Here is a 26,462-nt window from a genome sequence, read left to right as displayed (position 1 = left end):
ACTCGAACTGGTGTTCGATTCGGGGGTGGTCGTTGGTATCTGTGGATAGGCGTTTGAGGGGCCAGCGGGTGGCTCCGGCTGCTTGTCGGGTCGCCGGGTTTCGAGGCTCGGCGCTGGGGCGCCTCACACCTCAACCAGCGTGTGGGCCGCCGAGTGCCCCTCGCACCTCAACCAGCGTGTGGTCGCCGGGCGCCTCACGCTCAACCAGCGTCAGTGGGGCGCCTCGCGGCAGACCCCCCATGCCACACAGGGGGTGTCGCGTTGCCCGCGCGGCCTACCGACGAAGCGTCGCCTCCACGTCGACCCCGGTGAGTTTCGTCGGGTTGCGGACGGCGTAGATCCGGGTGATGCCGCGGTCACCCACGAGGAACGTGATCGCGGTGTCGTGGCCGTCCTCCAGGCCGACGATCATGGCGCCGGGGGCTCCGTTGAGGGTTGTCGGCACGATCGTGGCGCCGCCTCCGAACTTCGGGAAGGTGCGGAGCAGGTTCGCCACCTTCTTCGCGCCGACGATGGGGTGGATGACCGCCTGGGCGATGCCTCCCCCGTCGGCCACGAGTACGACGTCGGGCGCGAGGGCGTGCAGCAACCCTTGGAGGTCTCCCCCGCTCACCGCGGCGAGGAACCGCTCGACGACCTCCTGCTGCTCCGTGCGGCTCACCTCCTGGCGGGGGCGGCGGGCCGCGACGTGCTCGCGGGCACGGTGGGCGATCTGTCGTACGGCGGCCACGGACTTGTCGACGGCTTCCGCGATCTCGCCGTACGGCAGGTCGAACACCTCGCGCAGGATGAAGACCGCCCGCTCGGTCGGCGTGAGGGTCTCGAGAACCGTGAGCATCGCGAAGGACACGCTCTCCGCCAGCTCGATGTCCTCGGCGACGTCCGGAGCGGTCAGCAGCGGCTCGGGGAGCCACTCGCCGACGTACTCCTCGCGACGGCGCGAGTTCGCCCGCAGTCGGTCGAGCGCCTTGCGGGTGACCATCCGGACCAGGAACGCCCGTGGGTCGACGACCTCGGACCGGGCCGACGGGCCGATGGCGTCCCAGCGGATCCAGGTCTCCTGGACGACGTCCTCGGCGTCGACGGCCGAGCCGAGCATCTCGTAGGCGACGGTGAAGAGCAGCCCACGGTTCGTGACGAACGGGTCCTGGGTCACGGTCACGACCCTACGGCGGCGCGCGGGGCGAGCGGCTTCAGGCCGCACGCGGCGGCGAAGCCGTCGGACTCGATGCCGAGGGCGACGTTCGAGCGGGTGGTGAAGTTCGCGAACGCGACCACCGCGGTCAGCTCGATCACGCCGGCGTCGCCGAGCCGGGTCCGGAGCGAGGCGACCATCTCGTCGGTCACGGCCGGTTCGGTCTCGGTCATCGCCTCGGCGTACGCGAGCACCTCGCGCTCCAGCGGGGTGAACGTGTCGGAGTCGCGCCAGCGCGGGATCTCCCGCGCCTTGGTCATGTCGAGGTTCTTGTTGTGCGCCTCGAAGTAGTTGAAGTCCAGGCACCAGGTGCAGCCGACGCGCGAGGCGACGGCCATGTGTGCGAACGACTTCAGCTGCTCGTCGCAGGCGTCCCACTTCTTGACCTTGCCGCCGACGGCGGCCATGTCCATCAGCACCTTCGGGTGGTGCCAGTAGACGCCGATCGAGGTGGGCACCTGACCCAACGTCTTCCTGGCGAAGCGCTTGATCACCGAGCCCTTCACACCGGTGATCTCGGCGGCGGGGATGCGGGTCGCTCCGGTCATGTCGTCCTCCTGTGGTGGTCGGTACGACATCAAGACGCCGGCGAGAGCCGAAGTGTGACAAGGACGGCCATCCTCACCGAGACATCTCAATTGCAACCGATGGTTGCGTATCCGCACGTGACGACCTACGGTGATAGGCAACCAAACGTTGCACGAAGGGAAGCGGGCATGGAGTACGCAAGCATCGAGCGCGAGGTCCACATCCAGGCCTCCCCCGAGGTGGTGTTCGAGGTGGTCAGCCGACCGGAGCACCTGAAGGAGTGGTGGCCCGACGAGACCACCCTCTCCTCGTCGGCCCCCGGCGCGACCGGCGAGCTGATCTGGGGCGACGAGACCGACCCGCGCGCCCACGTCCAGCTCATGACGGTGGTGGAGTCGGACCCGCCTCGACGATTCGCCTTCCGCTGGACACACGCCGCCGGCGACGAGGCCGCGCCCGGCAACTCCCTGCTCGTGACCTTCGACCTGGCACCCTCCGCCACCGGCACGTCGCTGCGGATGACCGAGACCGGGTTCCGCGAGCGCGGCTGGGAGGCGGCGGTCCTCGAGGAGACCTACCGCGAGCACGTCGACGGCTGGAACTTCTACGTCCCGCGCCTCGGCGCGTATGCCGAACGTCTGGTGGGCACGCCGTGACCGTCGTAGTCGACGACGATCTCTGGTCCGCGGTCGGCGACCCGACCCGACGACGGATGCTCGACCTGCTGCTCAGCGGCGGAGCGGGCACCGCCACCAGCTTGAGCGAGCAGCTGCCGGTCACCCGCCAGGCGGTCTCGAAGCACCTCGGCGTACTCGACCGGGTCGGGCTGGTGCACGCGACACCGTCCGGGCGCGAGAAGAGGTACCACGTGGACGACGAGCAGTTCGCGCGGGCGATCGCCCAGCTCTCCGCGGTCGGGGCGGCCTGGGACGCCCGACTCCACCGGATCAAGCGGATCGCCGAGACGATCCAACGCACCCAGGACGACGAAGCCCAGGACAGAGAGAGGTAGTCAGATGGTCGACATCCTGCACCGCATCGGCGTCGAGAAGGCGTCACCCGAGAAGGTCTACCCAGCACTCACCGCCATCGACGGCCTCGCCGGCTGGTGGACCGAGCAGACGGCCGGCGACCCCGGCGTCGGCGGCACGCTCGAGTTCCGGTTCGCTGCCGGCGGGTTCGACATGGAGGTGATCGATCTGGAGCCCGCCCAGCGGGTCCACTGGCAGGTCACGGACGGCCCACCGGAGTGGCTCGGCACCCAGGTGACCTTCGACCTCTCCCAGGTCGACGGCTACACCATCGTGCTGTTCGCCCACGAGGGCTGGGCCGAGCCCGGGGAGTTCATGCACCACTGCAGCACCAAGTGGGCGTCGTACCTGCTGAGCCTCAAGGCGCTCATGGAGACCGGCACCGGCGCCCCGGCCCCGCACGACGTGCTGATCAGCGACTGGCACTAGGCCCCCGCGGCACCCGCCATCTCCGTCTACCGATGACTATCTGGATGTTCATATGACCGCTATTCTGATCATATGAACTTCGGGGAACCGTTCGGCGGGTTGATGCCGGGAGCGCGCGGGGCGGTTCTCGCGACACTGCTCCGAACCGGCACTCCTCTCACCGGGCGGGGAATTCATGCCTTGGTCGAGGGTCACAGCCTCGGCGCGGTGCAGCAGGCACTCCGGGACCTGGAGCAGATCGGCGTGATCGCGGCCGAGACCATCGGGCGGGCCAGGGCACACCGCATCAACGAGACCCACCAGACCATCGCCCCCCTGCGCTTGCTCGCCAGTCCGCTCGAGATGCTGACCCACGTCGTACGTGATGCAGCATCGGGCGCCGAGACCGTGATCGTCTTCGGATCCGTCGCTCGAGGCGAGGCACGGGCCGACAGTGACGTCGACCTCGCGGCGGTCGCCCCGGACGAGTGGGAAGGGCGCGCACACCTTCAACAGCAAGTACGCGAGCGACTCGGCAACGACTGCGACGTCCTGCACCTGACCCGCGACCACTTCGCTCGCTCCCCCGAGGATCGCGAGCCTGTCGTCGCGGAGATACTCCGCGACGGCATCGCCCTGGTCGGCGCCATGCCTCGTCCGAGCCGCCGGAAAGCATCATGACGGCAGCCGAGAGCCTGAACTACGCCAGGCGCTACCCCCAGAAGGCCGAGGAGTACCTGGCGTCCGCCGAGGACAACCTCGAGATGGAGCGCGCAACCCCCGCCGCCGGCGACGCGATCCATGCGGGCATCAGCGCCAAGGACGCGATCGTCACCATGCTGACCGGCTCGACCAGCAAGGCGAAGGACCACGCCAGGTCTTCCGGCGAGCTGCGGACCGCCCTCGGGTCACGTCCCGAGGCGGCATCTGCCGAGAAGGCCCTTCGCGAGCTGATCACCGCGAAGGGCGACGTCGAGTACGGCACGACACTCGTCACCCTCCGGAGGGCCGAACCCCTCGTCCGCCGCGCACAGGCGCTCGTCGACCTGGCGAGACGCATCGTGCGCCCCGGCCACTGACGGCGCGCTGGCCACTCCCCTTGCGCGCGTCGTGAGTCGCCCACTCGGCCCGCTCGGCCTCGCGCAGCGCGACCTCGATCGGGGGGCGATCTCCTGCTCCCGCCGATCGCGGACAGTGGGCGCGGACGACTCCGCGGGAGGCTGATCGTATTCAACTCACTGGTTGACAACGCACGCCAGCAGGCGTACGTTCTATTCAACCCAGAAGTTGAATAGGAACCCGATGACCGACCAGCTCTCCCGCGTCTTCGCCGCGCTCGCCGATCCGACCCGCCGCGACCTCGTCGCTCGCCTCGCTGTGGGCGACGCGACCGTCGGGGCGCTCGCCGAGCCGTACGACGTGAGCTTCCAGGCCATCTCCAAGCACGTGAAGGTGCTGGAGGATGCCGGCCTGGTCAGCCGCAGCAAGGACGCGCAGCGCCGGCCGGTCCACCTGGAGGCGGAGGTGTTCGACCTGATGACGAAGTGGATCGAGCGCTACCGGCTGCAGGCCGAGGAGCGGTTCAGCCGGCTCGACGCCGTGCTGGCCGACCTGGACGACGAGGGCAACGACCTCCCCACCACCCGAGAAGGGACCGCATCATGACCACCACGAGCGAGCAGAACCCCACCGCCACCGAGCGCTACGACGAGGCGGCGATCGAGGCCGACGCGTCGGTGCCGGCCATCCACATCCGGCGCGACTTCCGGGCTACGCCGAAGCAGCTCTTCCGTGCCCACACCGACCGCGACGTCTTCGCCCGCTGGATGGGGCCGAAGGAGCTCCGGAACGAGATCACCGAGTGGGACGCCCGCGACGGCGGCTCGTGGCGCTACACCGCCCGGCACGACGACTTCGAGGGCTCCTTCCGCGGCTGCTTCCACACCGTCCGCGAGGACCGCATCGTCCAGACCTTCACCTGGGAGGGCATGCCGGACTCGGTCTCCCTGGAGACGATGACGTTCGAGGACCTCGGCGACGGCCGCACCCGGCTGCACGCCGTCTCGCTGTGCGACTCCTTCGAGGCCCGCGACCAGTGGCTGGCCAGCGGCATGGAGGTCGGCGTCAACGAGGGGTACGCCGAGCTCGACCGGCTGCTCGCGGACGACGAGGTCTGACCGACCCGGCTACGACCCGCGCAGGGCGGTCGCGGGCGTCGGTCGGCGCGCCGCGGCGAGCTCGCGCGGGGTCTCCCCCGCGTAGCGCCTGACCTCCCGGATGAGGTGGCTCTGGTCGGCGTACCCGTGGCGCGCCGCGAGCTCGGCCTGGGGCACGACGCCCAGATCCGCCACGGCCCGCTCGAAGCGCACCACGCCGGCGATCTCCTTGGGCGTGAGGCCGACCTCCTCACGGAAGGTCCGCACCACGTGGCCGTGGCTCCAGCCCGTGGCCGCCACCAGGTCCGCGATCCTGGTCCGACCACCGCTCCGCTGGATCCGGTCCCACATCCAGCTCAGCCACGACGGCGGAGCAGCCTCCTCGGCCGCGCGCCGGAGCAGCAGGTCCTCGACGATCCCGAACCGCTCCGTCCAGGAGATCGCCTCGCCGAGCCGGTCGCTCAGCGCATCGCCCAGCTCCCCGACCACGTCGCCGGCGTGGACGACGGACCGGGCCACCTCCCGCCCCGGGACCCCCAGGACCCGCCGGACCCCGAGCGGGGTCAGGTAGACCTGCACGCAGTCCTGTCCGCGGCTGAACCGGGTGTCGGCGCGGCCCGTAGACAGCCCCGCGGCGAAGGAGCGGTACTCGCGACCGGCGCCCACGCCGTCACCGAGCGCGTCGACCGCGAGGGGCTCGCCGAAGGACAGCACCAGCGGCACCACCGTGCCCGCGGGCTGGCGACGGCGGACCGGAGCGGGCGCCCGCTCGGACATCCCGACCATGCCGGCGATCACCCCGTCGAGAGCCGGCGAGGCGCGGTGCCGCACGATCTCGATGCGGTGTGCCTCGTCCACCCCGCCAGTGTCGCGGATCAATTTCCTTCAAGCCATCGGATCGTCGCGTCCCCCACCATCTGAGGCATGCGCAGACTGGTCGTGATCGAGTTCCTCACCGTCGACGGTGTCATGCAGGGCCTGGGCTCGCCCGATGAGGACACCGACGGCGGCTTCGCCCACGGCGGCTGGGGTGCGCCGTACGCCGACGCGATCCACGAGGCGGTCGCCACCCACGGGCAGAACCGCACGACGGCGTACCTCTTCGGGCGTCGGACGTACGAGAAGATGGCCGCCTTCTGGCCGCACCAGCCCGACGACGACCCGATGGCGCGGTGGCTGAACACCACCCCCAAGTACGTCGCCAGCCGCACCCGGCGCGAGCTCGACTGGTCCGGCGCGCAGTTGATCGACGGAGAGCTGAGGTCGGCGGTCGTCGACCTGAAGGCGGGCGGAGACGGCGACATCGCGGTCCTGGGCAGCGGCGTGCTCGTGGAGGAGCTCCTCCGCAGCGACCTGGTCGACGAGCTGCGGCTCTTCGTGCACCCGCTGCTCCTCGGCACGGGCAAGCGGCTCTTCCGCGGGCTGCCGGCTCCGCGCCGGCTCGCCCTCACCGCGTCGGGTACGACGAGCCGCGGGACGGTCGTGCTGAGCTACGACGTGCTCCCGCCGGGCTGAGCGCCGGGCTCTGTTCAGCGCAGGGGCGGGAAGACCGGACCGCCGCCGAACATCACGCGCGGCGAGACCGGGGTGCCGCCGTCGGGCTCGGTGACGCCGTACTCGACGGCGGCCTCGGCCGTGATCAGCACGCTGCCGGTGCGCTCGTGGATCGCCGGATCCGCGGCGATCGCGGCCAGCACGCGCCCCTGCAGCTCCGGCGTCTCGGCGTCGGTGACCGGGACCCCGGCGATGTCCTCGACCCCGCTGGCCAGCAGTTGCTCGGTGCGCACCAGGCCGGGCCACAGCGACAGCACCGTGACGCCGTACCTCCGCAGCTCGAGAGCGGCGTCATGGGTGAGTTTGTCCAGGCCCGCCTTGGAGATCCCGTAGAGCGTGGAGTGCAGGTACGCGCGGGTGCCGACCGAGGAGATGTTGACCATCAGTCCCCCGCCCTGCTCGATCATCAGCGGCGCGGCGGCGTGGGTCGCCACGTAGTGCGCGCGCAGCCCGACCCCGATCAGCGAGTCCCAGTCGGACAGCGGGCGCTCCCAGAACCGCTCCGGGGTCACGTGGTTCATCCGCGGGCCCGCCCAGGCGTTGTTGACGAGCAGGTCGATGCGGCCCGCGTCGGCGTGCACCTCCGACACGAGGCGCCGTACGTCGGCGTCGTCGGTGTGCTCGCAGCGGTGCGCCCGACCGGTCCCGCCGGCGGCATGGATCCGGTCGACGGTGGTCTGCAGCCGGTCGCTGTCGCGGCCGGAGACATGGACCGTCCACCCGGCCTCGGCCAGCCCGACGGCGATGCCCTGGCCGACGCCCTTGCTGCCGCCCGTGACGAGGGCGACGCGGCCCGCGGTCACGAGAACGACTCCGTGATCGCGAACCCCTCGGGGAGCGGCTTCGCGAGCGTCCACAGCACGGTCACCACGCAGTTGGCGATGCGCCACGCACCGTCCTCGACGACGTACCGGTCGGCGTACTCGATGGCGCTGACCCGCTCGGTCCGGTCCACGAGGTTGACCTGGCGGAAGCGCAGCGTCCACGACCCCGTCGCCTCGGTCCCGCTCAGCAGCGAGATCTCGGGATGCACGGCGTGGTGCATGTCCAGGATGACGATGCGGTCGTCCACGCGCAGCAGGGCGATCCTCGCGAAGACCTCGGCGATCCCGTCGGCATCCTCGAACCTGCCCACCTGCGGGCCGTAGTCGATGGTCGCGCCCTCGGCGACGAAGCAGTCGCGGAACTCGTCGGGCCGCTTGGCGTCGCAGGCCCGCAGGTAGCGATGCTTGAGCGCCTTGATCTCCTCGATCGCCTCGAGACGCGCGATCCGTTCCTCCAGGGTCGGCACGGGCAGTCCTCTCGGTCGCGGGCGGTGCTGCCCGTAGACAAGCACCGGGTGGCCGGCGTCTCCGGTTATCTCCCGGTCAGCGGTACCGGTTCCAGCCTCACCCGATCCGGGGGGTCCCGCGGGGTAGGTCGTTCTCGACCATGAGCGAGGTGGTGACCGACGACCTGGGCAGGAGCGAGCGGCGCGAGGTCTACGAGACGCTCGACCTGGCGCTGCGGATCGGCGAGATCCTGCTGTCGTCCGGGGCCGGGGCGGCCGACGTCACCGCCACCATGCTGGCCGTGACCCGCGCCTGCGGGGTGACCCACGTGGTCGCGGACGTCACCTTCGTCGACCTGGCCGTACGCCACCAGCCCACCCTGGACGAGCCCGCCGCCATCCAGATCCGCCGCGTGACCCACCGGGCGGTCGACTACGCCGACCTGGTCGAGGTGGACGACACCGTGAACCGCCTCGTCGCCGGCGAGCTCAGCCGCACCGAGGCGCGGAACCAGGTCGCCCGCATCGTGTCGACCGGCCACCAGCGGCGCCGCTGGGCGGTCACCCTCGGCTGGGGCCTGATGGGCACCGGGGTGGCCCTGACCCTCGGTGGCACCCCGGTCGTGTGCGTGCTCGCGTTCGTGGCGGCCTGCGCGATCGACGCGACCCAGCTGCTCCTGCCGCGGTCCCGGATCCCGGCGTTCTACCAGCAGGCGGCGGGCGGCTTCGTCGCCACGATCATCGCGGTGACGGCCGCGGCGGCGCCGCTCGACGTGAACCCCTCGCGCGTCGTCACGACCGGCATCGTGATGCTCCTCGCGGGCGTGGGCATCATGGGCGCCACCCAGGACGCGCTGAACGGCTTCCCGGTCACGGCCAGCGCCCGGCTCATCGACGCGACCCTGGACACCACGGGGATCATCGTCGGGGTCGGGGCGGGACTCACCGTCGGCGACCTCGCGGGGATCGGGCTGACCACGTTCAAGCCCGGAGCGGCCGGCCTGTCCGAGGCAGGAGTCACCGTGGCCGGCGCCTCGCTCGCCGCGGCGTCGTTCGCGTTCGCGTCGTACGCCCCGCTGCGCTCGCTCGTCGCGGTCGGGCTGGTGGCGGCGCTCGGGCAGGGGGTGCTGCTCGCGGTGGACGCCTCGGACGCCGGACGCACCTGGGGCTCGGCCGCGGCCGCGGTCACGATCGGCGCGGTCTGCTACCTGGTGGCGGGCCGGTTCCGGGTGCCACCGCTCGTGGTCGTCGTCCCCGCGATCGTGCCGCTGCTGCCCGGGATCGAGATCTACCGCGGCCTGGCTCTGCTCGCGGAGGGGAAGGACGGCGTCCTGCAGCTCGCCTCGGCGCTGGCCACGGCGCTCGCGCTCGCGGCCGGCGTGATCCTGGGCCAGTACCTGGCCCGGCCGCTCAAGCGCGAGACGCACCGGCTGGAGTTCCGGCTCTCCGGGCCGCGCATGATCGGTCCCTTCCGGCGGCACGGCGCCGAGGACGCGTAGCGACCTCAGCCGCGCAGGTCGGCGTACCGCTCCAGGAAGAGGGCCTCGGTCAGCGCCATCGCCTCGATCTCGCCGGGATCGACGCTCTCATTGGGCGCGTGGATCAGGGCCTGCGGCTCCTCGACGCCCATCAGGATGATCTCCGCGCCGGGGTAGGTCTCCTCGAACACGTTGCAGAGCGGGATCGAGCCGCCCTGCCCGAGGGACGCCATGGGCCGTCCGTACGACTCCTCCATCGCCGCCGCCATCGCCTGGTACGCCGGCCCGTCGGTCGACGCCTCGAACGGAGACCCGGTCGCCTCGATCTCGATGTCGACGTGCACGCCCCACGGTGCCGCGGCGCGCAGGTGCGCGACCAGGGCGGCCTCCGCGTCCTGCGGCGACAGCCCGGGCGGGATGCGCAGGTTCAGCCGCGCCGCCGCCTTCGGGACGATGGCCGCGGCCGACCCGACCACGGGCGGGCAGTCGATGCCGAGGATGGTCAGGGCCGGCCGCGCCCAGAGCATGTCCGACACGCTGCCGTCCCCCAGCAGGGACACACCGTCGAGGACGCCGGCGTCCTGCGCGAACTGCTCGGGCGGGTACGGCGCCCCGGACCACTCGGCGGTGTTGTCGAGCCCCGTGATCGTGGTGTTCCCGGCCGCGTCGCGCAGCGAGGCGAGCATGGCCACCAGCGCGGCCAGGGCGTCGGGAGCGGCGCCGCCGAACATCCCCGAGTGGACCTCCGTGGCGCTCGATGCCACGGTCACCACGACGTTGACCATGCCGCGCAGGCTGACCGTGGCGGCCGGGTGGCCGACGGCCGCGTTCCCGGTGTCGCAGACGAGGATCGCGTCGGCGCGGAGCAGGTCGGCGTTCTCGGGGACGAAGGCCTCGAGGCCGCCGGTTCCCTGCTCCTCGGAGCCCTCGACCACCAGCTTCAGGTCCACGCCGATCCGGTCCCCGAGCGCCCGCAGCGCGGCGAGGTGCATGACGATGTTGCCCTTGCAGTCGGCGGTGCCCCGGCCGTACCAGCGTCCGCCGACCTCGGTCAGTTCGAACGGCGGGGTGCGCCAGGCCTGGTCGTCGAGGGGCGGCTGGACGTCGTAGTGGGCGTAGAGCAGCACGGTGGGCGCCCCGGCCCGGCCGCAGGGCCGCGACCCGACGACGGCCATGCTGCCGTCGGCCGTCTCCTCCAGCCGGGCGTCGGCGAAGCCGAGGTCGGCGAACTTCTCCAGCACCCACTGCGCGGCGCGCTCGCACTCCTCGGCGGGGTACTGGCGCGCGTCGGCCACCGAGCGCAGGGCGACGAGCTCGGTGAGCTCGTCCTTGACCACGGGCATCAGGTCGGCGACGCGGCGCCTCAGCTCGTCCATGGATCAGTCGCCCGCCACGTCGTCGGTCTTCAGGTCGTCGGCGAACTCCTGGAAGTCCTCGAGCTCGTCGGGGCAGTAGATCTGGATGATCAGCAGCTGCCCCCGGACGACCCGGCTGTCCACGATGACCGGCCGGGACCCGGGGCCGGTGGCCCCGTTCGCCAGCTGCGCCAGCAGCGTGGCCCGGCTCAGGGCGTCGTTCGGGTTCTCGCAGGTCGCACCGCCGTCGTCGCCGAGGACACGGATGATCTGGTCCCGGTCCGGGGTGCGGGCGGCGCCCGCGTCCTGCAGCGCGGCGATCAGCTCGTCGGCCTTCTCCCCCGCCCTCGCGGACTCCCGGGCGGAGCTGAACGCGATGACGGCGATCAGGGCCAGCACGCCGAGGATCACGCAGGACGTCACGTAGATCCACGTCCGCTCCCGCGAGGACTGGCTCTCGGCCGGCGTACTCATGACGCGGTCACCCCCTCCGTGTCGGACCCGGCGTCGGGCTGGCGCCAGGACGGCTTGCGGAACCGGTAGAAGAGGAAGGGCACCAGCAGGCCGAGGCCGAGGGCGCCGCCGCCGACGATCAGGAAGTAGACGCCCGAGCTGCCGGAGGCGAACTGCGACGGCGGGATGAACCCGACGAGCAGGGCCGCCAGCGACGCCGCGAAGCCGACGCCGCACATGCCCACCAGCATCGGTGCCCGGTAGCCCCGCTCGTGGTTCGGATGCTTGCGGCGCAGCTGGACCGCGGCCACGAACATGAGCAGGTACATGATCAGGTACACCTGCGTGGTGATCACCGAGAAGATCCAGTAGGCGCTGGACACGTCCGGGATCAGCGCGTACGCCAAGCCGATCACGGTGGTGAGGACGCCCTGCACGACCAGGATGTTCTGCTGGACGCCGTTCTTGTTGAGGCGCTGCAGGAACGGCGGCAGGTAGCCCTCCTGCCGGGAGATCAGCAGCAGGCCCTTGGAGGGGCCGGCGAGCCAGGTCAGCATCCCGCCGAGGGAGGCGGTGACCAGCATGATCCCGACGATCGGGGTCAGCCACTGCCAGCCGAAGTTGGCGAACACGGCGTCGAAGGCCTGCATCACGCCGGCGGTGAGGGAGAGCTTCTCGGCCGGCACGATCCAGCTGATCGCGAGCGCCGGCAGGATGAAGATCGCGAGCACCATCCCCATGGCCAGGAACATCGACTTCGGGAACTCCTTGCCGGGGTTCTTCAGCGACGACACGTGGACCGCGTTCATCTCCATGCCCGAGTAGGACAGGAAGTTGTTCACGATCAGCACCAGGCTGGAGAGCCCGGCCCAGGCGGGCAGCAGGTTGTCGGCGCTCATCGGGGCCGCGGACTCGTTGCCCTGCCCGAGGAAGACGATGCCGAGCAGGACGAGGACGACGCCGGGGACCAGGGTCCCGATGATCAGCCCGCCGCTGGCCAGTCCGGCCACGCCCTTGGTGCCGCGCGAGGACACCCAGACACCCGACCAGTAGACGACGATGATGACCGCGGCGGTCCACACCCCGCTGGTCGCGAGCTCGGGGTTGAACACGTAGGCCAGGGTGCTCGCCACGAATCCGAGGAGGCTCGGATAGTAGAAGATCGTCATGGCGAACTGGCACCACACGGCCAGGAAGCCCATCGGCTTCGAGATGCCCTCCGAGACCCACTTGTAGATGCCGCCCTCCCAGCCCGACGCCAGCTCGGCGGAGACCAGCGACGTCGGCAGCAGGAAGACCAGCGCCGGGAGCAGGTAGAGGAAGACGCAGGCCAGGCCGTAGACGGCCATCGTCGGCGCGGCCCGGAGGCTGGCGACCGAGCTCGTCGTCATCATCGCCAGGGCGATCCAGGAGATCCACTGGGTCGTCGAGGCGCGGGCCCGCGCCGAGGACACGGCGGAGGAACCCGACCCGGCGGCCGGCAGGTCCGCCGTACTCATGGCATTGCTCGCAAGGTCACGTCCCCGGGCATGTGCGCCTCCTGGCTGTCGCTGGTGCGGCGAGCGTAGGAATCTGCGCGACCCCGCGGGGTCACCCGTGTCGGGTGATTGGGGTACGGCGACCTACTCGACGACGCGTAGCTCGCGGCCGGTGTTGTTGAGCCGCCGGCCGCCGTCCTCGGTGACGGTCACGATGTCCTCGATCCGGACCCCGAACCGCCCGGCGAGGTAGATGCCCGGCTCGACGGAGAAGCACATCCCCGGCACGAGCGGCTGCTCCTCGCCCTCGATCATGTACGGCGGCTCGTGGGTGGTCGTCCCGATCCCGTGGCCGGTGCGGTGGATGAACTGCTCGCCGTACCCGGCCTCGGTGATCAGCCGTCGGGCCGCGCGGTCGACCTCCTGGCAGGCGATGCCCGGCCGGACAGCGTCGACACCGGCCTGCTGGGCCAGACGCACGATCTCGTGCACCTCGCGGATCTCGGCCGTGGGCTCGCCCACGCACACCGTCCGGCTGGTGTCCGAGCCGTAGCCGTGCATCAGGCCGCCGAAGTCGAGGACCACGGCGTCACCGACCTCGATGGTGCGTTCGCCCGCCTCGTGGTGCGGGTTCGCGCCGTTGGGGCCGGAGCCGACCACCGTGAAGTCGACCTGCTCGTGCCCGAACTCGCGCAGCAGTCGCGCCAGGTCGGCGGCGACCTCGGTCTCCCGCCGCCCGGCGAACCGCACGCCGAGAATCTGCTCGTACGTCGCGTCCGCGGCGGCGCCGGCGGCCGCGAGTCGGGCGAGCTCCTGGGCGTCCTTGACCGCGCGGAGCATCGGCAGGCTCGTGGTCAGGGAGCGGTAGGAGGTCTGGGGCAGCGCGTCCTGGAGGCCGAGCAGGTGCAGCGCCCAGGCGGAGTCGGCGATGCCCAGCGTCGCCGTACCGGGGATGAGGGTGGCGGCCCGCGCGAACGGGTCGGCCCCGTCCGGCCAGTCGACGATCGACAGGGCCGGCGCCCCCACGGCGCCCTCGGCGTCGGGCCGCTCCAGCGTCGGCACCAGCAGCGTGGGCTCCTGGTCGGGGACGAGCACCAGCATCGTCATCCGCTCGGTGATGGCCGTGGGCTGGTAGCCCGTGAGCCACACGAGGTCGGGTCCGGGCGTGATCAGCAGCCCGCCGAGACCCGCGGCGCTCGCGTCGGCCACGACCCGGCGCATCCGCGCCGCGTAGTCGTCGGTCGTGATGGGTGCGACGGGCTCGGTACTGGTCATCGGGCCACGTTAGGAAGACCAGGTCCGGCCGCCCTCACCCTGAACGGGCGAGTCACCCGCTTGGGGTGAGGCCGGGAGTACGGCGTACCCAGGATCCTCGTCGCCGTCGGTCGTGCCGGACGAGAGGTGAGCCCATGGGTCAGGTCGGTGTCGTCAGGGTCGCGGGTCGCGCCGTGGGCGTCCTGGGTCTCCTCCTCGTCGTGTCGTGCGGCGGCGAGGACGGCGAGGGCGTCCTGCCCACGCCCACGCGGACCCCCACCGCGACGCTGCCCACGCCGACACGATCGCTGGACCTGCCCACGCCGACGCTGCCGAGTCCCGACCTGCCGACGCCGACACGTTCTCCCGACCTGCCGACCCCGACGCTGCCGAGTCCCGACCTCCCGACCCCCACGCGCTCCCCGGACCCGACCTCGAGCCCGGCGGAACCGACGACCGAGCCGGCCGGGCCGACCTCGGAGCCGACGACCGCCGAGCCGACGACCCGGGAGCCGGAGCCCGCGACCACCGCACCGACACCCGAGGCCACCGAGGAGTCCGACGACCCGTCGGTCGATGCGGCCGACGGGGAGCTCGAGGACGACGGCGTACCGGTCTGGGTGTGGTGGCTCCTCGGCGTCCTGGTCGTCGGCGCCGTCGTGGCCGTCCTGTTGGTGCTGCGAGCAGGACGTCGGCGCGCGTGGCGGCAGGAGGTGGACGAGGCGGAGGGCGAGCTCGCGTGGCTCGCCCGGGAGCTGCTGCCCGGCCTGCGGCAGAGCGGTTCCCGCGAGCAGCTGGCCGGCGGCTGGTCGGTGAGCCGGGAGCGGGTCGCGGCCGCGGAGGACCGGCTGACGGTGCTCGAGTCGTCGGCCCCGACCGAGGCCGACGGTCAGCGGGCGCGGTCGCTGCGGGACGCCGTACGCGCGGCGAGTGCGCGGATGGAGCAGCTCACCGGACCGGAACCCGTCGACACCTGGACCCGGGACGTGGACGCCGTCATCGCCGACCTCGAGGCGGTCCTCCGCCCGCCCCCACCGCCGAGTAGGCAGTAGTTCACGTCAGAGCTGACGGCAAGTTCTGCCGACTCGGCGCGCAAGTTCTGCCGACTCGGCGGGGAACTACTGCCGACTCGGCGCGAGGGTGGGTGGGCGGGAGTCGATCTGGGGGGCGGCGGAGCGGAGGTGGCCGCTCTGCCAGGCGCGGTGCACGACCAGGCCGGCGACCACCGAGCCCAGGGCACCGAGGGTCAGGTCGCCGAGGGTGTCGGCGTACCGGTCGACGGCGCCGGAGGTGCTCAGGAAGGCGACGTACTCGGCGAGCTCCCAGGCGAGGGCGGCGGTGACGCCGAAGGCCAGGGAGCGCTCGACGACGGCGCCCAGGGTCGCGCCGTGGTGGAGGGTGAGCAGGAGGAAGGCGGCGGTCAGCAGTCCGGTGTTGATGAAGTGCATCCAGTCGTCGAACGAGCGGATGGTGTCGTACAGATCGAGCCGGTTGCCGAGCGTGTCCGAGAAGCAGGTGATGGTCACGAGCAGGTCGGCCAGCCACGGGAACGACGCCCGGTCCCGCCACCGGAAGAACCACACCGTCGGGACCGTGAACGCCAGCAGCGGGTAGCCGATGGCGCGGGCCGTCGCTCCCTTGTCCTCCAGGTTGGCGGCCTCGGGCGAGATCACGACCGTCAGCAGGAGCAGCAGCAGGATGGCCTTCGCGGCGACGTCGAGGGCGCACACGAGGCCGGGGACGGCGTACCGGACGGCGGGTGGTGCGGGGACGCTCACCGCCGCAGGCTACCGAGACCCGAGCACCAGGCCGCTCGTGGGTACGCCGGTGCCGGCGGTCACCACCACGTTGCCGACCTCGTGCGGCTGGTTGACCGAGGTGCCGCGCACCAGCCGGACCGCCTCGGCGATGCCGTTCATGCCGTGCAGGTACGCCTCGCCGAGCTGGCCGCCATGGGTGTTGAGCGGCATCGGACCGCCCGGGTCGAGGTGGCCGTCGGCGATGAAGTGACGCGCCTCGCCGCGGGCGCAGAAGCCGAGCTCCTCCAGCTGCGGCAGCACGAACGGCGTGAAGTGGTCGTAGAGCACCAGCGCCTGCACGTCCTGCGGCGACAGCCCGCTCTGCCCCCACAGCTGGCGGCCGACGACGCCCATCTCCGGGAGGCCCGAGATGGAGGGGCGGTAGTACGACGTCATCATGTGCTGGTCCCGGCCCGAGCCCTGCGCCGCGCCCACGACGTACGCCGGCTTCTGTGGCAGGTCGCGCGCCCGCTCGGCGGAGACCACCACGAGCGCCTGCCCGCCGTCGGTCTCCTGGCAGCAGTCCAGCAGGTGCAGCGGCTCCGCGATCCAGCGCGACTCCTGGTGCTCGGCCAGCGTGATCGGTCGGCCGTGGAACCAGGCCTGCGGGTTGGTCGCCGCGTGCGCCCGGTCGATCACCGCGACGCGGCCGAAGTCCTCGGAGGTGGCGCCGTACTCGTGCATGTAGCGGCGGGCGAACATCGCGACCCACTGCGCCGGCGTGGAGAGGCCGTACGGCGTCATCCAGGAGTACGCCGCCCGGTCGGCGCTGATGTCCATCGGCCGGTCGGCCTGCCCCAGGCCGTACCGCTCGCCGGAGCGCTCGTTGAACGCCCGCCAGCACACGACGACCTCGGCGAGGCCGGAGGCGATCGCCGCCGCCGCGTGCGCGACGGTGCCGCACGCGGCGCCGCCGCCGTGCGGGACCCGGGAGAAGAAGGAGAGGTCGCCGATGCCGACGTTGCGCGCGACGTGGTTCTCGCTGCTCGACTCGGCGGTGAAGGTGACCATCCCGTCGACGTCCGAGGGACGCAGACCGGCGTCGGCGATCGCGGCCGAGACCGCCTCGCAGGCGAGCTGCAGCTCGCTGCGGCCCGAGGCCTTGGAGAACTCGGTGGCGCCGATCCCGACGATCGCGCTCGCTCCGGAGAGGCTCATCGCGCCCCCACCTCGACCTCGACGCTGCCGCTGACGTGGGTGCCGAGGGCGTTGTCGCCGCGTACGTCGACCGACACCCGGTCGCCCTCGACCGCCGCGACCGTGCCGGTCAGCGTCATCGTGTCGCCCGGGTAGTTCGGCGCGCCGAGCCGGATCCGCACCCGCTTGACGACGGCGGCGGGACCGGCCCACGAGGTGACGTAGCGGTCGACGAGCCCGTTGGTGGTGAGGATGTTCATGAAGATGTCCTTCGAGCCCCGGTCGACGGCGAGGTCCGGGTCGTGGTGCACGTCCTGGTAGTCGCGCGAGGCGATCGCCGAGGCGACGATCATCGTGCGGGTCAGCGGGATCTCCAGCGGCGGCAGCTGGTCGCCCACCTTCACGAGACGACCTCCTCGACGGCGAGCCGGGCGCCGAGGTCGGCGAGCACGGACGCCGGGGAGCCCAGGGTGCCCGCGAGCTGGCGGCCCCAGAGGAAGTGCCGGTGCACGGGATAGTCGACGTCGACGCCGATGCCGCCGTGCACGTGCTGGACGCGGTGCACGACGTCGAGCCCGGCCTGGACCCGCCACCATGACGCGACCTGGACGGCGCGGTCGAGGCCGATGCCGCTCCCGTCGCCGTCGACCGCCTGGACGGCCTGCCACAGGGTCACCCGCATGGCGTCGATGTCGATCCAGCAGTCGGCGAGCTGGTGCTGCAGCGACTGGAAGGTCGCCAGCGGCCGCCCGAACTGCTCGCGCCCGGAGGTGTACGACGCCGCGAGGCGCAGCGCCCCCTCGGCGACGCCGACCTGCAGCGCGGCCAGCGCCACCGCCGCGGCGCGCAGGGTGTCGGCCAGCGCGTCCGTGCCGCCGACGAAGCGCGCGGCGGCGCCGTCCAGGACGAGCTCCCCCGCGATGTCGTGGCTGCTGGTGACGCTGGCCCGCCACGTCGTGCCGGCGCCCTCGCGGGGCAGCACGAACAGGGCGGGACCGTCGGGTCCGGTCGCGGAGACGAGCACGTGGTCGGCGCCGGCGTACGACGGCACGGCCGCCTTGACGCCGCTCAGCCGCCAGCCGTCCCCGTCGCGGTCGGCCCGGCACGTGGGCCGCGCGGGCGGGCGGGCGTCGTACTCCTCGAGGGCGAGGGTGAGCCGGGTGCTGCCGTCGGCGGCGCCCGGGAGGAGCTCGGCGCGCAGGGCGTCGTCGCCGTGGCCGGCGACGGCGCGCGCGGCGACGGCGTGCGACCACAGCGGGACCGGGGCGACGTGGCGGCCCTGCTCCTCGAGGACGACGGCGAGCGCGGCCAGGCCGAGCCCGGCACCGCCGTCGGCCTCCGGGAGCGCGAGGCCGAGCAGGCCGGCCTTGCCGAGCTCGTGCCAGAGGTCGTCGTCCACGCGGGAGGGGGTCGCCTCGACGGCGCGCACGCGGTCGGTGGTGGCCCGGTCGTCGAGGATGGTGCGGGCGAGCTCGGCGACGGCGAGCTGGTCCTCGTCCAGGTTGAAGTCCACGGGAGGCTCCTCAGGCGGGGTCGGTGACGGGGCGGAAGAGCGGCAGGGTCAGCTCGGCGTCGGCGTCGTGCCAGCTCACTTCGAGCGGCATGCCGATGACGACATCCTCGGGAGCGATCCCGGTCAGGTTGGTGATCAGCCGGGTGCCCTCCTCCAGCTCGACCAGGGCGATCAGCAGTGGGAAGTCGAAGGCGGGGTGCCGGGGGTGGTGCGCGACGACGTACGAGTAGAGGGTGCCGCGGCCGGAGGCCTCGACGGTGTCCCACTCGAAGGACTGGCACTCCGGGCAGCACGGGCCGGGCGGGTGGCGCAGCGTGCCGCACCCGGCGCAGCGCTGGACGACCAGCCGGTGCTCGCGGGCGGCCTCGAACCAGAAGGCGTTGTCGAGGTTGACCGCGGGGCGCGGCCGGAGCGCCTTCGGCTCCTCGGGAGCGGGCTTCGGCCGGAAGCGCAGCGTGCGCCAGCGCTGAGTGGCGACCACCTCGCCGTCGGCGTCGCGGTAGGTCTTCAGCGTGGTCACGAACCGGCCGACGCCGAGCCCGGTGGTCTTGTCGGGAGAGATCGACTCGACGACCTCCTCGACGCTGACCAGGTCGCCCGGCACCAGCTCGCGCACGAACTCCAGGTCGGAGTCGGTCGCGACGACCGAGCTGTAGCCGCCCTCGGCCAGCAGCGCGACCAGCTCGTCGAAGGCGCTCGGCTCCGCGGCCGGCGCGACGGAGGCGGCGTACCCGCGCATGGTCCAGGCCTGGACCATGGTCGCGGGCGCCACGACGCCGGGACGGCCGGTGGCGCGGGCGGCGTCGTCGGAGACGTAGACGGCGCGGTCGTCGCCCATCGCCTCGGCCCAGTGCCGGATCATCGGCTGGTTGACCGGGTCCGCCGCCGGTCGCCGCTCGACCAGCACCCGGCCGACGAAAGCGGCCAGCCGCTCCTCGAAGTCCGCGCTCATCGCTTGGCCCGCGGCAGGCCGAGGCCCTGGGTCGCGACCATGTCGCGCAGGACGTCGTTCACGCCGCCGCCGAAGGTGTTGACGATGCCCTGGCGCGAGAGCTGCTCCACCTGGCCGGCGAGGACGGCGCCGGCGGAGCCCGCGCGGATCCGGCCGGCGGCGCCGAGCACCTGGCTCAGGCTGCGCTGGACGTCGATGTGCGTCTCGGTGCCGTACGTCTTGGCCGCGCCGGCGGTGGCGCCGGTGAGGGTGCCGTCGGCGACCGCGGCGGTCATCTTCCAGTTCATCAGCCGCATCGCCTCGAGCTTCGCGTAGCTGCGGGCCAGCTCCTGCTGCACCCACGGCTGCTCGATGACGCCGGTCTCCTTGGCCCAGGCCAGGGTGTGCTCCCACAACTGGGTCATCCGGCCGCCGAGCGCCGCCAGGCCGACCCGCTCGTGGTTGAGCTGGGCGGTCAGCAGCCGCCAGCCGCCGTCGACCTCGCCGACGACGTTGCCGGCGGGCACCCGGATGTCCGAGTAGTACGTCGCCGTGACGGTCATGCCGCCGACGGCGTGGATCGGGCTCCAGGTGAAGCCCGGGTCGTCGCACGGCACGATCAGGATGGAGATGCCCTGGTGCTTCGGGGCGTCGGGGTCGGTGCGCGCGGCCAGCCAGACGTAGTCGGCCGTGTTGCCGCCGGTGGTGAAGATCTTGGCGCCGTCGACCACGAAGTCGTCGCCGTCGCGGACGGCCCGGGTGCGCAGCGAGGCCAGGTCGGTACCGGCCTCGGGCTCGGTGTAGCCGATGGCGAAGATGATGTCGCCGGCCAGGATCCCCGGCAGGTAGGCCTGCTTCTGCTCCTCGGTGCCGTACTCCATCAGCGTCGGGCCGACGGTGTTGACGGTGACGAACGGGAACGGCAGGCCGGCGCGCTGGACCTCGTCGAAGAAGACGTACTGCTCCTCGATGGAGCGGCCCTGGCCGCCGTACTCCGTGGGCCAGCCGACGCCGAGCCAGCCGTCGCGGCCGAGCATCTTGACGACCTCGCGGAAGCGGTCGCCGCCGGCGCCCGCCTCACCGACCTCGCGACGCTCGTCCTCGGGGAGCAGCCCGGCGAAGTAGGTCCGCAGCTCCTTGCGCAGCTGCTGCTGGGCCGGTGTCTCCCGCAGGTCCATGGGGCTCCTCTGGATGCTCGGTGGTCGGCGCCCGGTGCTCGCGGACCGGGCGTGCTGCGACCGTAGGAGCCGGGCTCCGAGCGGGGGCCTGCTGATCCCGCTGATTGGGAGCCCGGTCCCCCTCAGAACCCCGGGGCGACGAGCTCCCACGGGGCGGCCCGCTCGACCTGGGTCGCCAGGGACAGCAGCAGCCCCTCGCCACCGAGGTCGGCGGCGACCTGGACCCCGATCGGCAGGCCCCGCGCGTCGCTCCCGAGCGGCAGCGACATCGCCGGCTGGCCGGTCAGGTTGAAGACGCTCGTGAACGCCGAGTAGCGGCCGGCGTGCTCCCAGATCGTCTCCGGGCGCGTGGTGTCCAGGGTCCCGAGCGGCGGCACCGGGTCGGCCAGCGTCGGCGTCAGGAGTACGTCGAAGCCGCCGGACCGAGGATCGAGCTGCCGCCCGAGCCGCCAGCCCACCCGCTGCGCCGTCTCCTGCGCACGGCACACCTCGAGGCCGGTCAGCGAGTGCCGGTAGTGCTCGTAGAGCACCCGGCTGAACGGCTCCAGGTCGTCGTCGCGCAGGTCGCGCCCGAGCTCGGTGAGCCGGGCGTCCACGGCGGACGCGAACCCGGCGCCCATCAGCACCGCTCCCCCGCCCTGCGACTCCTCCAGGACATAGTCGAGGGTCGTCTCGACGATCTCGTGGCCCAGGTCGGCGAGCAGGTCGGCGGCCCGTCTGAGGACCGCGAGCACCTCCCCGGAAGCCTCCGCACCGTCGCCCGGGCGGGTGGCGAGGCCGATCCGCAGCCGGCCGGGCGCCCGAGCCGCCAGCTCGACGAACGGTGCCTCCGGCGTCGGTGCCGCGAACGCGTCGCCGGGCAGCGCGCCGTGGGCGACGTCGAGCAGCAGCGCGCTGTCACGCACGGTCGTGGTGAGCGCGTGGTGCACGCTCACCGGGCCCGACAGCAGGGAGGGGTACGGCGCGGGGCTGACCCGGCCCCGCCCGGGCTTGAGGCCGAACAGGCCGTTCATCGACGCCGGGATCCGGATCGACCCGCCACCGTCGCTGGCCGTGGCCACCGGCACCATTCGGGTCGCCACGGCGACCGCGCTGCCGCCGCTGGACCCGCCGGTCGACCGCTCCAGGTCACGCGGGTTGCGGCACGGGCCGAAGAGCTGCCCCTCGGTGCTGGCGTTCAGGCCGAACTCGGGCACGTTGGTGGTCCCGAGCACGACCGCGCCCGCGGCCCGGTAGCGCCGGACCAGCTCGCTGTCCTCGCTCGGCACCAGGTCGGCGAAGAGGCGGCTGCCCCGGGTCGAGGGCAGGCCGGCCACGTCGGCGTACAGGTCCTTGACGAGCACCGGTACGCCGCGCAGCGGCCCCTCGGGCAGACCGGCCTCCACCTCGGCACGCGCCTCGTCGAAGCGGGTGTGCGCGATCGCGTTCAGCGCCGGGTCGTGGCGTTCGATCCGCGCGATCGACTCCTCGACGACCTCGCGGGCCTCGATCTCCCCGTCCCGGACGGCGGCGGCGAGGCCGGTGGCGTCGAGGCGGTCGAGCGGGTGCTCGCCGGCCACCGCTACGCGCGCTCGCGCAGGGCGGCGTCGATCTGGTCGGTCTGGGCCTGGCCCTCGACCAGCTGGCGCAGCAGCCACAGCCGCAGCACCCGCGAGATCGCGGTCGCGACGTACATCGCCGCGCCGATGCCGATCAGGCCCAGGAACGCGACCGCCAGGATCAGGCTGGAGAGGATGTCGCGGGTGTCCGACTGCGAGCCGGAGGCGTTGTAGGCGACGAAGGCGCCGATCGCGCCGCCGATCATCAGCAGGATGCCGACGACCCGCACGGGGCCGTCGGACTTCGAGCCGTCGGCCTTCAGCTTGTGGTCGGCCACCTCGCGGTGGAACTCGGCGCGTCGTTCTTCGGTGAGCATGTCAGCCTCCCAGGTAGGTGGTGGAGAGTTCGTCTTCGATCTCGGCAGGGCGTCCGACCCTGACGACGCGGCCGCCGAGCATCAGGGCCGCGGTGTCGGCGATGGGCAGTACGACGCGGGCGAACTGCTCGGCGACGAGGATGGAGATCCCCTCGGCGGCGAGCTGGCCGACGATGTCGTACATCTGCGAGACGATCATCGGCGCGAGCCCCATCGAGAGCTCGTCGAGCAGCAGCACCACGGGGTCGGTGCCGAGCGCCCGGGACAGCGAGAGCATCTGCTGCTCGCCGCCGGACATCGACCCGGCCAGCTGGTTGCGCCGCTCGGCGAGCTTCGGGAAGCGGGCGTACGCCGCCTCCTCGATCTCGGCGCGTTTGCGACCGGTGCCGGTGGCGACCCAGAGGTTCTCGCGGACGGTGAGGTTGGCGAAGACGCCCCGGCCCTCCGGGATCGAGCAGATGCCGAGCCGGCTGGCCTCGGTGGCGGTGATGCCGGTGACGTTGCGTCCCGAGATCCGCAGCTCCCCCGAGGTGCTCGGCATCAGGCCGCTGACGACCTTCATCGTCGTCGTCTTGCCGCCGCCGTTCGGGCCGAGCAGCGCGACGACCGAGCCCGCGGGCACGGTGAGGTCGACGCCCTTGAGCACCTCGATGGCGCCGTACGCCGCCCGGACGCCGAGCAGCTCGACGACGGGCTCGTCGGGTTCGGTGAGGCTCACGCGACGACCTCCGTTCCGATGTAGGCCTCGATGACGGCCGGGGACGCCTGGACCTCGGCCGGGGTGCCCGAGGCGATCAGCACCCCGTGGTCGAGGACGTGGATGCGCGAGCACAGCCCCATCACCAGGGGCAGGTCGTGCTCGACGAGGCAGACGGCGAGCCCGTCGTCGGCCAGGCCGCGCAGCATCGCCGCGAACTCCTCGGTCTCCCGCTCGGTCTGGCCGGAGGCCGGCTCGTCGAGCAGCAGCAGCCGGGGCTGGGTCATCAGCGCCCGGGCCACCTCGACGACGCGCGCCCGGCCGGTGGGGATGTCGGAGACGTCCTGGTCGGCGATGTCGCCCAGCCCGGTCAGCTCGAGCACCCGCTGGGTCTCGGCCTCCAGGTCGAAGCGGCGCCGGGTGTTGGCCCGGACGATGTCGCCCGCGACCCGGATGTTGTCGCGCACGCTGAGGGACAGGAACAGCTCGAGGCGCTGGAAGGTCCGGGCCATCCCCATCCGGGCACGGGTCCCCGGCGCGACCTTGGTGATGTCCTTGCCGCCGAAGACGATCCGGCCGGCGTCGGGGCGCTGCATGCCGGTGATGCAGTTGTAGAGCGTCGTCTTCCCGGCGCCGTTCGGGCCGATCAGTCCGGTGACGGCGCCGGCACGGATGTCGATGCCGACGTCGGAGACGGCCGTGTTGCCGCCGAAGCGGACGACGACGCCGCTGGTCTCCAGCAGGTTCTCAGACGGGGACATGCTGGGCGTCCTCCTCGGTCGTGGGGTGGGTGCCGACGTGCGCCGCCCGCGTCGCCGGACGGGACGAGCGGTGCCGGGCCGGCAGGCCGAGCCGGCGGTCGAGGTGCTCGCCGAACGACTCGGGGTACGCCGCGTCGATGCCGACGAGCTCGAGCGGGGTCGTCCGCCGGGCGGCGAGCTCCTCCGGGTCGAGCATCTTCTCGGGCCGCAGCGCCGTGCCGATGGCGGGCAGGGCCGCCCAGAACACCAGCAGCACGATGCCGAAGGTCCAGGTGCCGATCACCTCGACGTAGGTCAGGACGTAGAGGACGACGGTGACCGCCACGGCGGCGTACCGGACCTCGGGGGCGCGGTCCAGGCGGCGCTGCGCGCGGAAGATCAGGAACAGGTTGCCGCTGGGGTTGTCCCCCACGCCGATCCCGATCAGGGCCGTCATGACGAGGAACAGGTGGGACAGGATGCTGAACGTCTCCGCGTGCACCGGGTGCTCGATCGAGAGGTCGTTGAAGGAGCCGACGATCAGCGCGAACCCGCCGCCGGCGAGCAGTCCGCCGAAGAGCGCGCCGCTCACGTAGCCGATGCCGCCGACGACGGTCAGCATCACCAGCGACAGGCCCAGCGTGTAGACGAAGTGGTCGGAGGTGACCGAGGTCAGCGCCATCGACATGAAGATGCCGCCGAGTCCGGCGATCGCGGTCGAGACCATGAACACCGACAGCTTCAGGCGCACCAGCCGCTGGCCGAGCATCACCGCGGCCGCCGGGCTGTCCTTCATCGCGGCCAGCCGTCGGCCGTAGCCGCTGTTGCGCAGCGCGACCACCCCGACGCCGAGCACCGCGAAGACCGCGGCCACGGTGTAGAGGAAGGTGTCCTGGTCGCCCAGGTCGAGTGGGCCGACCTGCAGCGGCGACATGATCAGGTTGCCGTTCGGGAAGAGCGCCAGCTCGTGGCCGAACCAGGAGCGCGGCTGGGTCTCGCGCAGCACCATCGAGGAGACGATGCCGCCGAAGGCCAGGGTCGCCAGCGCCAGGTAGAGCCCGCGCAGCCGCAGCGCCGGCAGCGCCACCAGGGCGCCGGTGACGGCGGCGGCGAGGACGCCGAGCAGCAGGCCGACGATGCTCATCCGGGCGTCGAGGCCCTCGCCGCTGATCCCGCTGTGGAAGGCCACGATGGTGGCGATCGCGCCGAAGGCGATGGGCGCCAGGTTGAGCTCGCCGGCGTACCCGGTCAGCAGGGTGAGCGAGAGCGCGATGATCGCGAAGGACAGGCCGAGGATCAGCGTGCCGACGCTCGAGTCGTCGATGAGCTGGCGGAACGCGACGGTGGCGACGACCATGACGACCGCCCAGATCGCGGCCCGTCGTACGGGCGGGACCTCGTAGCGCTCCCGGGTGCGGACGGCGGCGCCGCGCAGCCGGTCCTGCGGGAGCACGAGCAGGACGATGAACAGGATGATCATCGGCAGTGCGTCGCGCAGGTTGGTCACCCAGGTCCACTCGGTCGGGGCGTACGCGACCAGGTAGGTGCTGGCCAGGCCGAGCACGATGGCGCCGACGAACGTGCGCGGGATGCTGCGCAGCCGGCCGAACAGGGCGGCGGCGAAGGCGTCGATCACCAGCAGGGTGAGCGCGTTGGCCTCCAGCGCGCCCCCGGCGACCGGGGTGATCAGGATGCCCGCGAGCACCGCGAGGGTGGAGCCGAGCGCCCAGGCGAGGGCGGCGATCCGCTCGGGGTCGTGGCCGTTGAGGCGGAGCAGGTCGGGGTCGTCCACGGTGGCGCGCATCAGCACGCCCATCCGGGAGCGGGTGAAGAGCAGGCGCAGGCCGATCGCGATGGCGGCGGCGGCGAGCAGGCAGATGATCTCGTGGTAGCGGATCACGACGCCGGCCACCGTGATGTGGCTCTCGACGCCGAAGAACATCTTCGACATCCGGGCCTCCTGCGGGTCCCACACCCAGTGGGACAGCGACACGAAGCCGAGCAGGATCGCGACGGTGACCACGATCTTGGTCACCTCGGCGGTGTCGCGCAGGCCGCCCATGATGAAGCGGTGCAGCAGGAAGCCCATCAGCGGGCCGACGACCAGCAGCAGGATCAGCACGGAGAGCAGCGTGGGGACGCCCCACACCACCTGCAGCTGGTAGTAGAGGAAGGCGCCGATCATCGCCTGGGCGCCGTGGGCGAAGTTGAAGATGCCCGAGGTGTTGTAGGTCAGCACCAGGCCGGAGGCGGCGATCGCGTAGACCGAGCCGAGCACCAGGCCCAGGACGGTGAAGGTCAGGAAGAGGGTCATGCGGGGCTCACCTCGGAGGTCACCTCGGATGGATCGCGGAGGTCCCGCTCCGGCTGGCCGCGCGGTGCGGCCGGCCGG

General features: G+C 72.2%; 30 protein-coding genes. 10 read left to right on the top strand and 20 right to left on the bottom strand.

The window, feature by feature from the left end; translation table 11 throughout:
• Window positions 1-274 precede the first annotated feature (274 nt).
• Both VMF51_RS25290 and VMF51_RS25285 read right to left on the bottom strand, forming a co-directional pair.
• Window positions 275-1,156, bottom strand: a complete 882-nt coding sequence (locus VMF51_RS25290) for an RNA polymerase sigma-70 factor (RefSeq protein WP_325477264.1) — start codon at window positions 1,154-1,156, stop codon at window positions 275-277.
• Between the two features lie 2 nt (window positions 1,157-1,158).
• On the bottom strand, window positions 1,159-1,743 hold the full coding sequence (locus VMF51_RS25285) for a carboxymuconolactone decarboxylase family protein (protein ID WP_325477263.1): 585 nt from the start codon (window positions 1,741-1,743) through the stop codon (window positions 1,159-1,161).
• A 168-nt stretch (window positions 1,744-1,911) separates the two neighbouring features.
• On the opposite strand from VMF51_RS25285, the gene VMF51_RS25280 reads away from it, so the two are divergent.
• The 7 genes from VMF51_RS25280 (at window position 1,912) to VMF51_RS25250 (ending at window position 5,339) form a co-directional block, all read left to right on the top strand.
• Window positions 1,912-2,379, top strand: a complete 468-nt coding sequence (locus VMF51_RS25280) for an SRPBCC domain-containing protein (protein WP_325477262.1) — start codon at window positions 1,912-1,914, stop codon at window positions 2,377-2,379.
• A complete protein-coding gene (locus tag VMF51_RS25275) occupies window positions 2,376-2,735 on the top strand; it encodes a metalloregulator ArsR/SmtB family transcription factor (RefSeq protein ID WP_325477261.1) in 360 nt (119 codons plus the stop codon). The genes VMF51_RS25280 and VMF51_RS25275 overlap by 4 nt, the downstream gene beginning before the upstream one ends.
• A gap of 4 nt (window positions 2,736-2,739) precedes the next feature.
• On the top strand, window positions 2,740-3,183 hold the full coding sequence (locus VMF51_RS25270; RefSeq protein ID WP_325477260.1) for an SRPBCC domain-containing protein: 444 nt from the start codon (window positions 2,740-2,742) through the stop codon (window positions 3,181-3,183).
• A 72-nt stretch (window positions 3,184-3,255) separates the two neighbouring features.
• The gene (locus VMF51_RS25265; protein ID WP_325477259.1) at window positions 3,256-3,843 is read left to right on the top strand and encodes a nucleotidyltransferase domain-containing protein; all 588 of its coding nucleotides are present in this window, start codon (window positions 3,256-3,258) and stop codon (window positions 3,841-3,843) included.
• Window positions 3,840-4,241, top strand: a complete 402-nt coding sequence (locus VMF51_RS25260) for a hypothetical protein (protein ID WP_325477258.1) — start codon at window positions 3,840-3,842, stop codon at window positions 4,239-4,241. Before VMF51_RS25265 ends, VMF51_RS25260 begins: the two co-directional genes overlap by 4 nt.
• A gap of 223 nt (window positions 4,242-4,464) precedes the next feature.
• A complete protein-coding gene (locus VMF51_RS25255) occupies window positions 4,465-4,827 on the top strand; it encodes a metalloregulator ArsR/SmtB family transcription factor (protein WP_325477257.1) in 363 nt (120 codons plus the stop codon).
• The gene (locus tag VMF51_RS25250) at window positions 4,824-5,339 is read left to right on the top strand and encodes an SRPBCC domain-containing protein (RefSeq protein ID WP_325477256.1); all 516 of its coding nucleotides are present in this window, start codon (window positions 4,824-4,826) and stop codon (window positions 5,337-5,339) included. Before VMF51_RS25255 ends, VMF51_RS25250 begins: the two co-directional genes overlap by 4 nt.
• A gap of 9 nt (window positions 5,340-5,348) precedes the next feature.
• Here the strand turns inward: VMF51_RS25250 and VMF51_RS25245 are convergent, their stop codons facing one another.
• Complete coding sequence (locus VMF51_RS25245) at window positions 5,349-6,176, bottom strand: helix-turn-helix transcriptional regulator (RefSeq protein ID WP_325477255.1); 828 nt, start codon at window positions 6,174-6,176, stop codon at window positions 5,349-5,351.
• 66 nt (window positions 6,177-6,242) lie between these two features.
• On the opposite strand from VMF51_RS25245, the gene VMF51_RS25240 reads away from it, so the two are divergent.
• Window positions 6,243-6,833 (top strand): dihydrofolate reductase family protein, encoded by a 591-nt coding sequence (locus VMF51_RS25240; protein WP_325477254.1) that lies wholly within the window; start codon window positions 6,243-6,245, stop codon window positions 6,831-6,833.
• A gap of 14 nt (window positions 6,834-6,847) precedes the next feature.
• Here VMF51_RS25240 and VMF51_RS25235 read toward each other — a convergent pair whose 3' ends face one another.
• Both VMF51_RS25235 and VMF51_RS25230 read right to left on the bottom strand, forming a co-directional pair.
• Entirely contained in the window at window positions 6,848-7,675 is an 828-nt protein-coding gene (locus VMF51_RS25235; protein WP_325477253.1) for an SDR family NAD(P)-dependent oxidoreductase, read from the bottom strand.
• A complete protein-coding gene (locus VMF51_RS25230; RefSeq protein WP_325477252.1) occupies window positions 7,672-8,163 on the bottom strand; it encodes a nuclear transport factor 2 family protein in 492 nt (163 codons plus the stop codon). Before VMF51_RS25230 ends, VMF51_RS25235 begins: the two co-directional genes overlap by 4 nt.
• A 140-nt stretch (window positions 8,164-8,303) precedes the next feature.
• Here VMF51_RS25230 and VMF51_RS25225 point away from each other — a divergent pair, with 140 nt between their 5' ends.
• The gene (locus VMF51_RS25225; protein WP_325477251.1) at window positions 8,304-9,641 is read left to right on the top strand and encodes a threonine/serine ThrE exporter family protein; all 1,338 of its coding nucleotides are present in this window, start codon (window positions 8,304-8,306) and stop codon (window positions 9,639-9,641) included.
• Window positions 9,642-9,646: 5 nt separating this feature from the next.
• On the opposite strand, the gene VMF51_RS25220 is transcribed toward VMF51_RS25225, so the two are convergent.
• The 4 genes from VMF51_RS25220 to VMF51_RS25205 form a co-directional block, all read right to left on the bottom strand.
• Window positions 9,647-10,996: a dipeptidase gene (locus VMF51_RS25220; protein ID WP_325477250.1), complete on the bottom strand. Its 1,350-nt coding sequence runs from the start codon at window positions 10,994-10,996 to the stop codon at window positions 9,647-9,649.
• A gap of 3 nt (window positions 10,997-10,999) precedes the next feature.
• Entirely contained in the window at window positions 11,000-11,449 is a 450-nt protein-coding gene (locus tag VMF51_RS25215) for a hypothetical protein (RefSeq protein ID WP_325477249.1), read from the bottom strand.
• Entirely contained in the window at window positions 11,446-12,927 is a 1,482-nt protein-coding gene (locus tag VMF51_RS25210) for an APC family permease (protein ID WP_325477248.1), read from the bottom strand. Before VMF51_RS25210 ends, VMF51_RS25215 begins: the two co-directional genes overlap by 4 nt.
• Before the next feature lie 123 nt (window positions 12,928-13,050).
• Window positions 13,051-14,181, bottom strand: a complete 1,131-nt coding sequence (locus VMF51_RS25205) for an aminopeptidase P family protein (protein ID WP_325477247.1) — start codon at window positions 14,179-14,181, stop codon at window positions 13,051-13,053.
• A gap of 134 nt (window positions 14,182-14,315) precedes the next feature.
• On the opposite strand from VMF51_RS25205, the gene VMF51_RS25200 reads away from it, so the two are divergent.
• On the top strand, window positions 14,316-15,212 hold the full coding sequence (locus VMF51_RS25200; protein WP_325477246.1) for a hypothetical protein: 897 nt from the start codon (window positions 14,316-14,318) through the stop codon (window positions 15,210-15,212).
• Between the two features lie 66 nt (window positions 15,213-15,278).
• Here the strand turns inward: VMF51_RS25200 and VMF51_RS25195 are convergent, their stop codons facing one another.
• The 11 genes from VMF51_RS25195 to VMF51_RS25145 form a co-directional block, all read right to left on the bottom strand.
• Complete coding sequence (locus VMF51_RS25195) at window positions 15,279-15,938, bottom strand: hypothetical protein (protein WP_325477245.1); 660 nt, start codon at window positions 15,936-15,938, stop codon at window positions 15,279-15,281.
• A gap of 9 nt (window positions 15,939-15,947) precedes the next feature.
• Window positions 15,948-17,117 (bottom strand): lipid-transfer protein, encoded by a 1,170-nt coding sequence (locus VMF51_RS25190; protein ID WP_325477244.1) that lies wholly within the window; start codon window positions 17,115-17,117, stop codon window positions 15,948-15,950.
• Complete coding sequence (locus tag VMF51_RS25185; RefSeq protein ID WP_325477243.1) at window positions 17,114-17,500, bottom strand: MaoC family dehydratase; 387 nt, start codon at window positions 17,498-17,500, stop codon at window positions 17,114-17,116. The genes VMF51_RS25190 and VMF51_RS25185 overlap by 4 nt, the downstream gene beginning before the upstream one ends.
• On the bottom strand, window positions 17,497-18,609 hold the full coding sequence (locus VMF51_RS25180; RefSeq protein WP_325477242.1) for an acyl-CoA dehydrogenase family protein: 1,113 nt from the start codon (window positions 18,607-18,609) through the stop codon (window positions 17,497-17,499). The genes VMF51_RS25185 and VMF51_RS25180 overlap by 4 nt, the downstream gene beginning before the upstream one ends.
• A gap of 10 nt (window positions 18,610-18,619) precedes the next feature.
• Entirely contained in the window at window positions 18,620-19,561 is a 942-nt protein-coding gene (locus VMF51_RS25175) for a bifunctional MaoC family dehydratase N-terminal/OB-fold nucleic acid binding domain-containing protein (protein ID WP_325477241.1), read from the bottom strand.
• Entirely contained in the window at window positions 19,558-20,718 is a 1,161-nt protein-coding gene (locus VMF51_RS25170; RefSeq protein WP_325477240.1) for an acyl-CoA dehydrogenase family protein, read from the bottom strand. Before VMF51_RS25170 ends, VMF51_RS25175 begins: the two co-directional genes overlap by 4 nt.
• A 122-nt stretch (window positions 20,719-20,840) precedes the next feature.
• Window positions 20,841-22,277 (bottom strand): amidase, encoded by a 1,437-nt coding sequence (locus tag VMF51_RS25165; protein WP_325477239.1) that lies wholly within the window; start codon window positions 22,275-22,277, stop codon window positions 20,841-20,843.
• A gap of 2 nt (window positions 22,278-22,279) precedes the next feature.
• On the bottom strand, window positions 22,280-22,633 hold the full coding sequence (locus tag VMF51_RS25160; RefSeq protein WP_325477238.1) for a hypothetical protein: 354 nt from the start codon (window positions 22,631-22,633) through the stop codon (window positions 22,280-22,282).
• Between the two features lies 1 nt (window position 22,634).
• Complete coding sequence (locus VMF51_RS25155; protein WP_325477237.1) at window positions 22,635-23,351, bottom strand: ABC transporter ATP-binding protein; 717 nt, start codon at window positions 23,349-23,351, stop codon at window positions 22,635-22,637.
• On the bottom strand, window positions 23,348-24,091 hold the full coding sequence (locus VMF51_RS25150; protein ID WP_325477236.1) for an ABC transporter ATP-binding protein: 744 nt from the start codon (window positions 24,089-24,091) through the stop codon (window positions 23,348-23,350). The genes VMF51_RS25155 and VMF51_RS25150 overlap by 4 nt, the downstream gene beginning before the upstream one ends.
• The gene (locus VMF51_RS25145; protein ID WP_325477235.1) at window positions 24,078-26,384 is read right to left on the bottom strand and encodes an ABC transporter permease; all 2,307 of its coding nucleotides are present in this window, start codon (window positions 26,382-26,384) and stop codon (window positions 24,078-24,080) included. Before VMF51_RS25145 ends, VMF51_RS25150 begins: the two co-directional genes overlap by 14 nt.
• Window positions 26,385-26,462: the final 78 nt, after the last annotated feature.

The sequence above is a fragment of the Nocardioides sp. genome (assembly GCF_035503875.1).
Lineage (GTDB): Bacteria > Actinomycetota > Actinomycetes > Propionibacteriales > Nocardioidaceae > Nocardioides.
The sequence above is the reverse complement of the archived record's forward strand: the minus strand, read 5'-3'. Positions and strand labels throughout refer to the sequence as shown.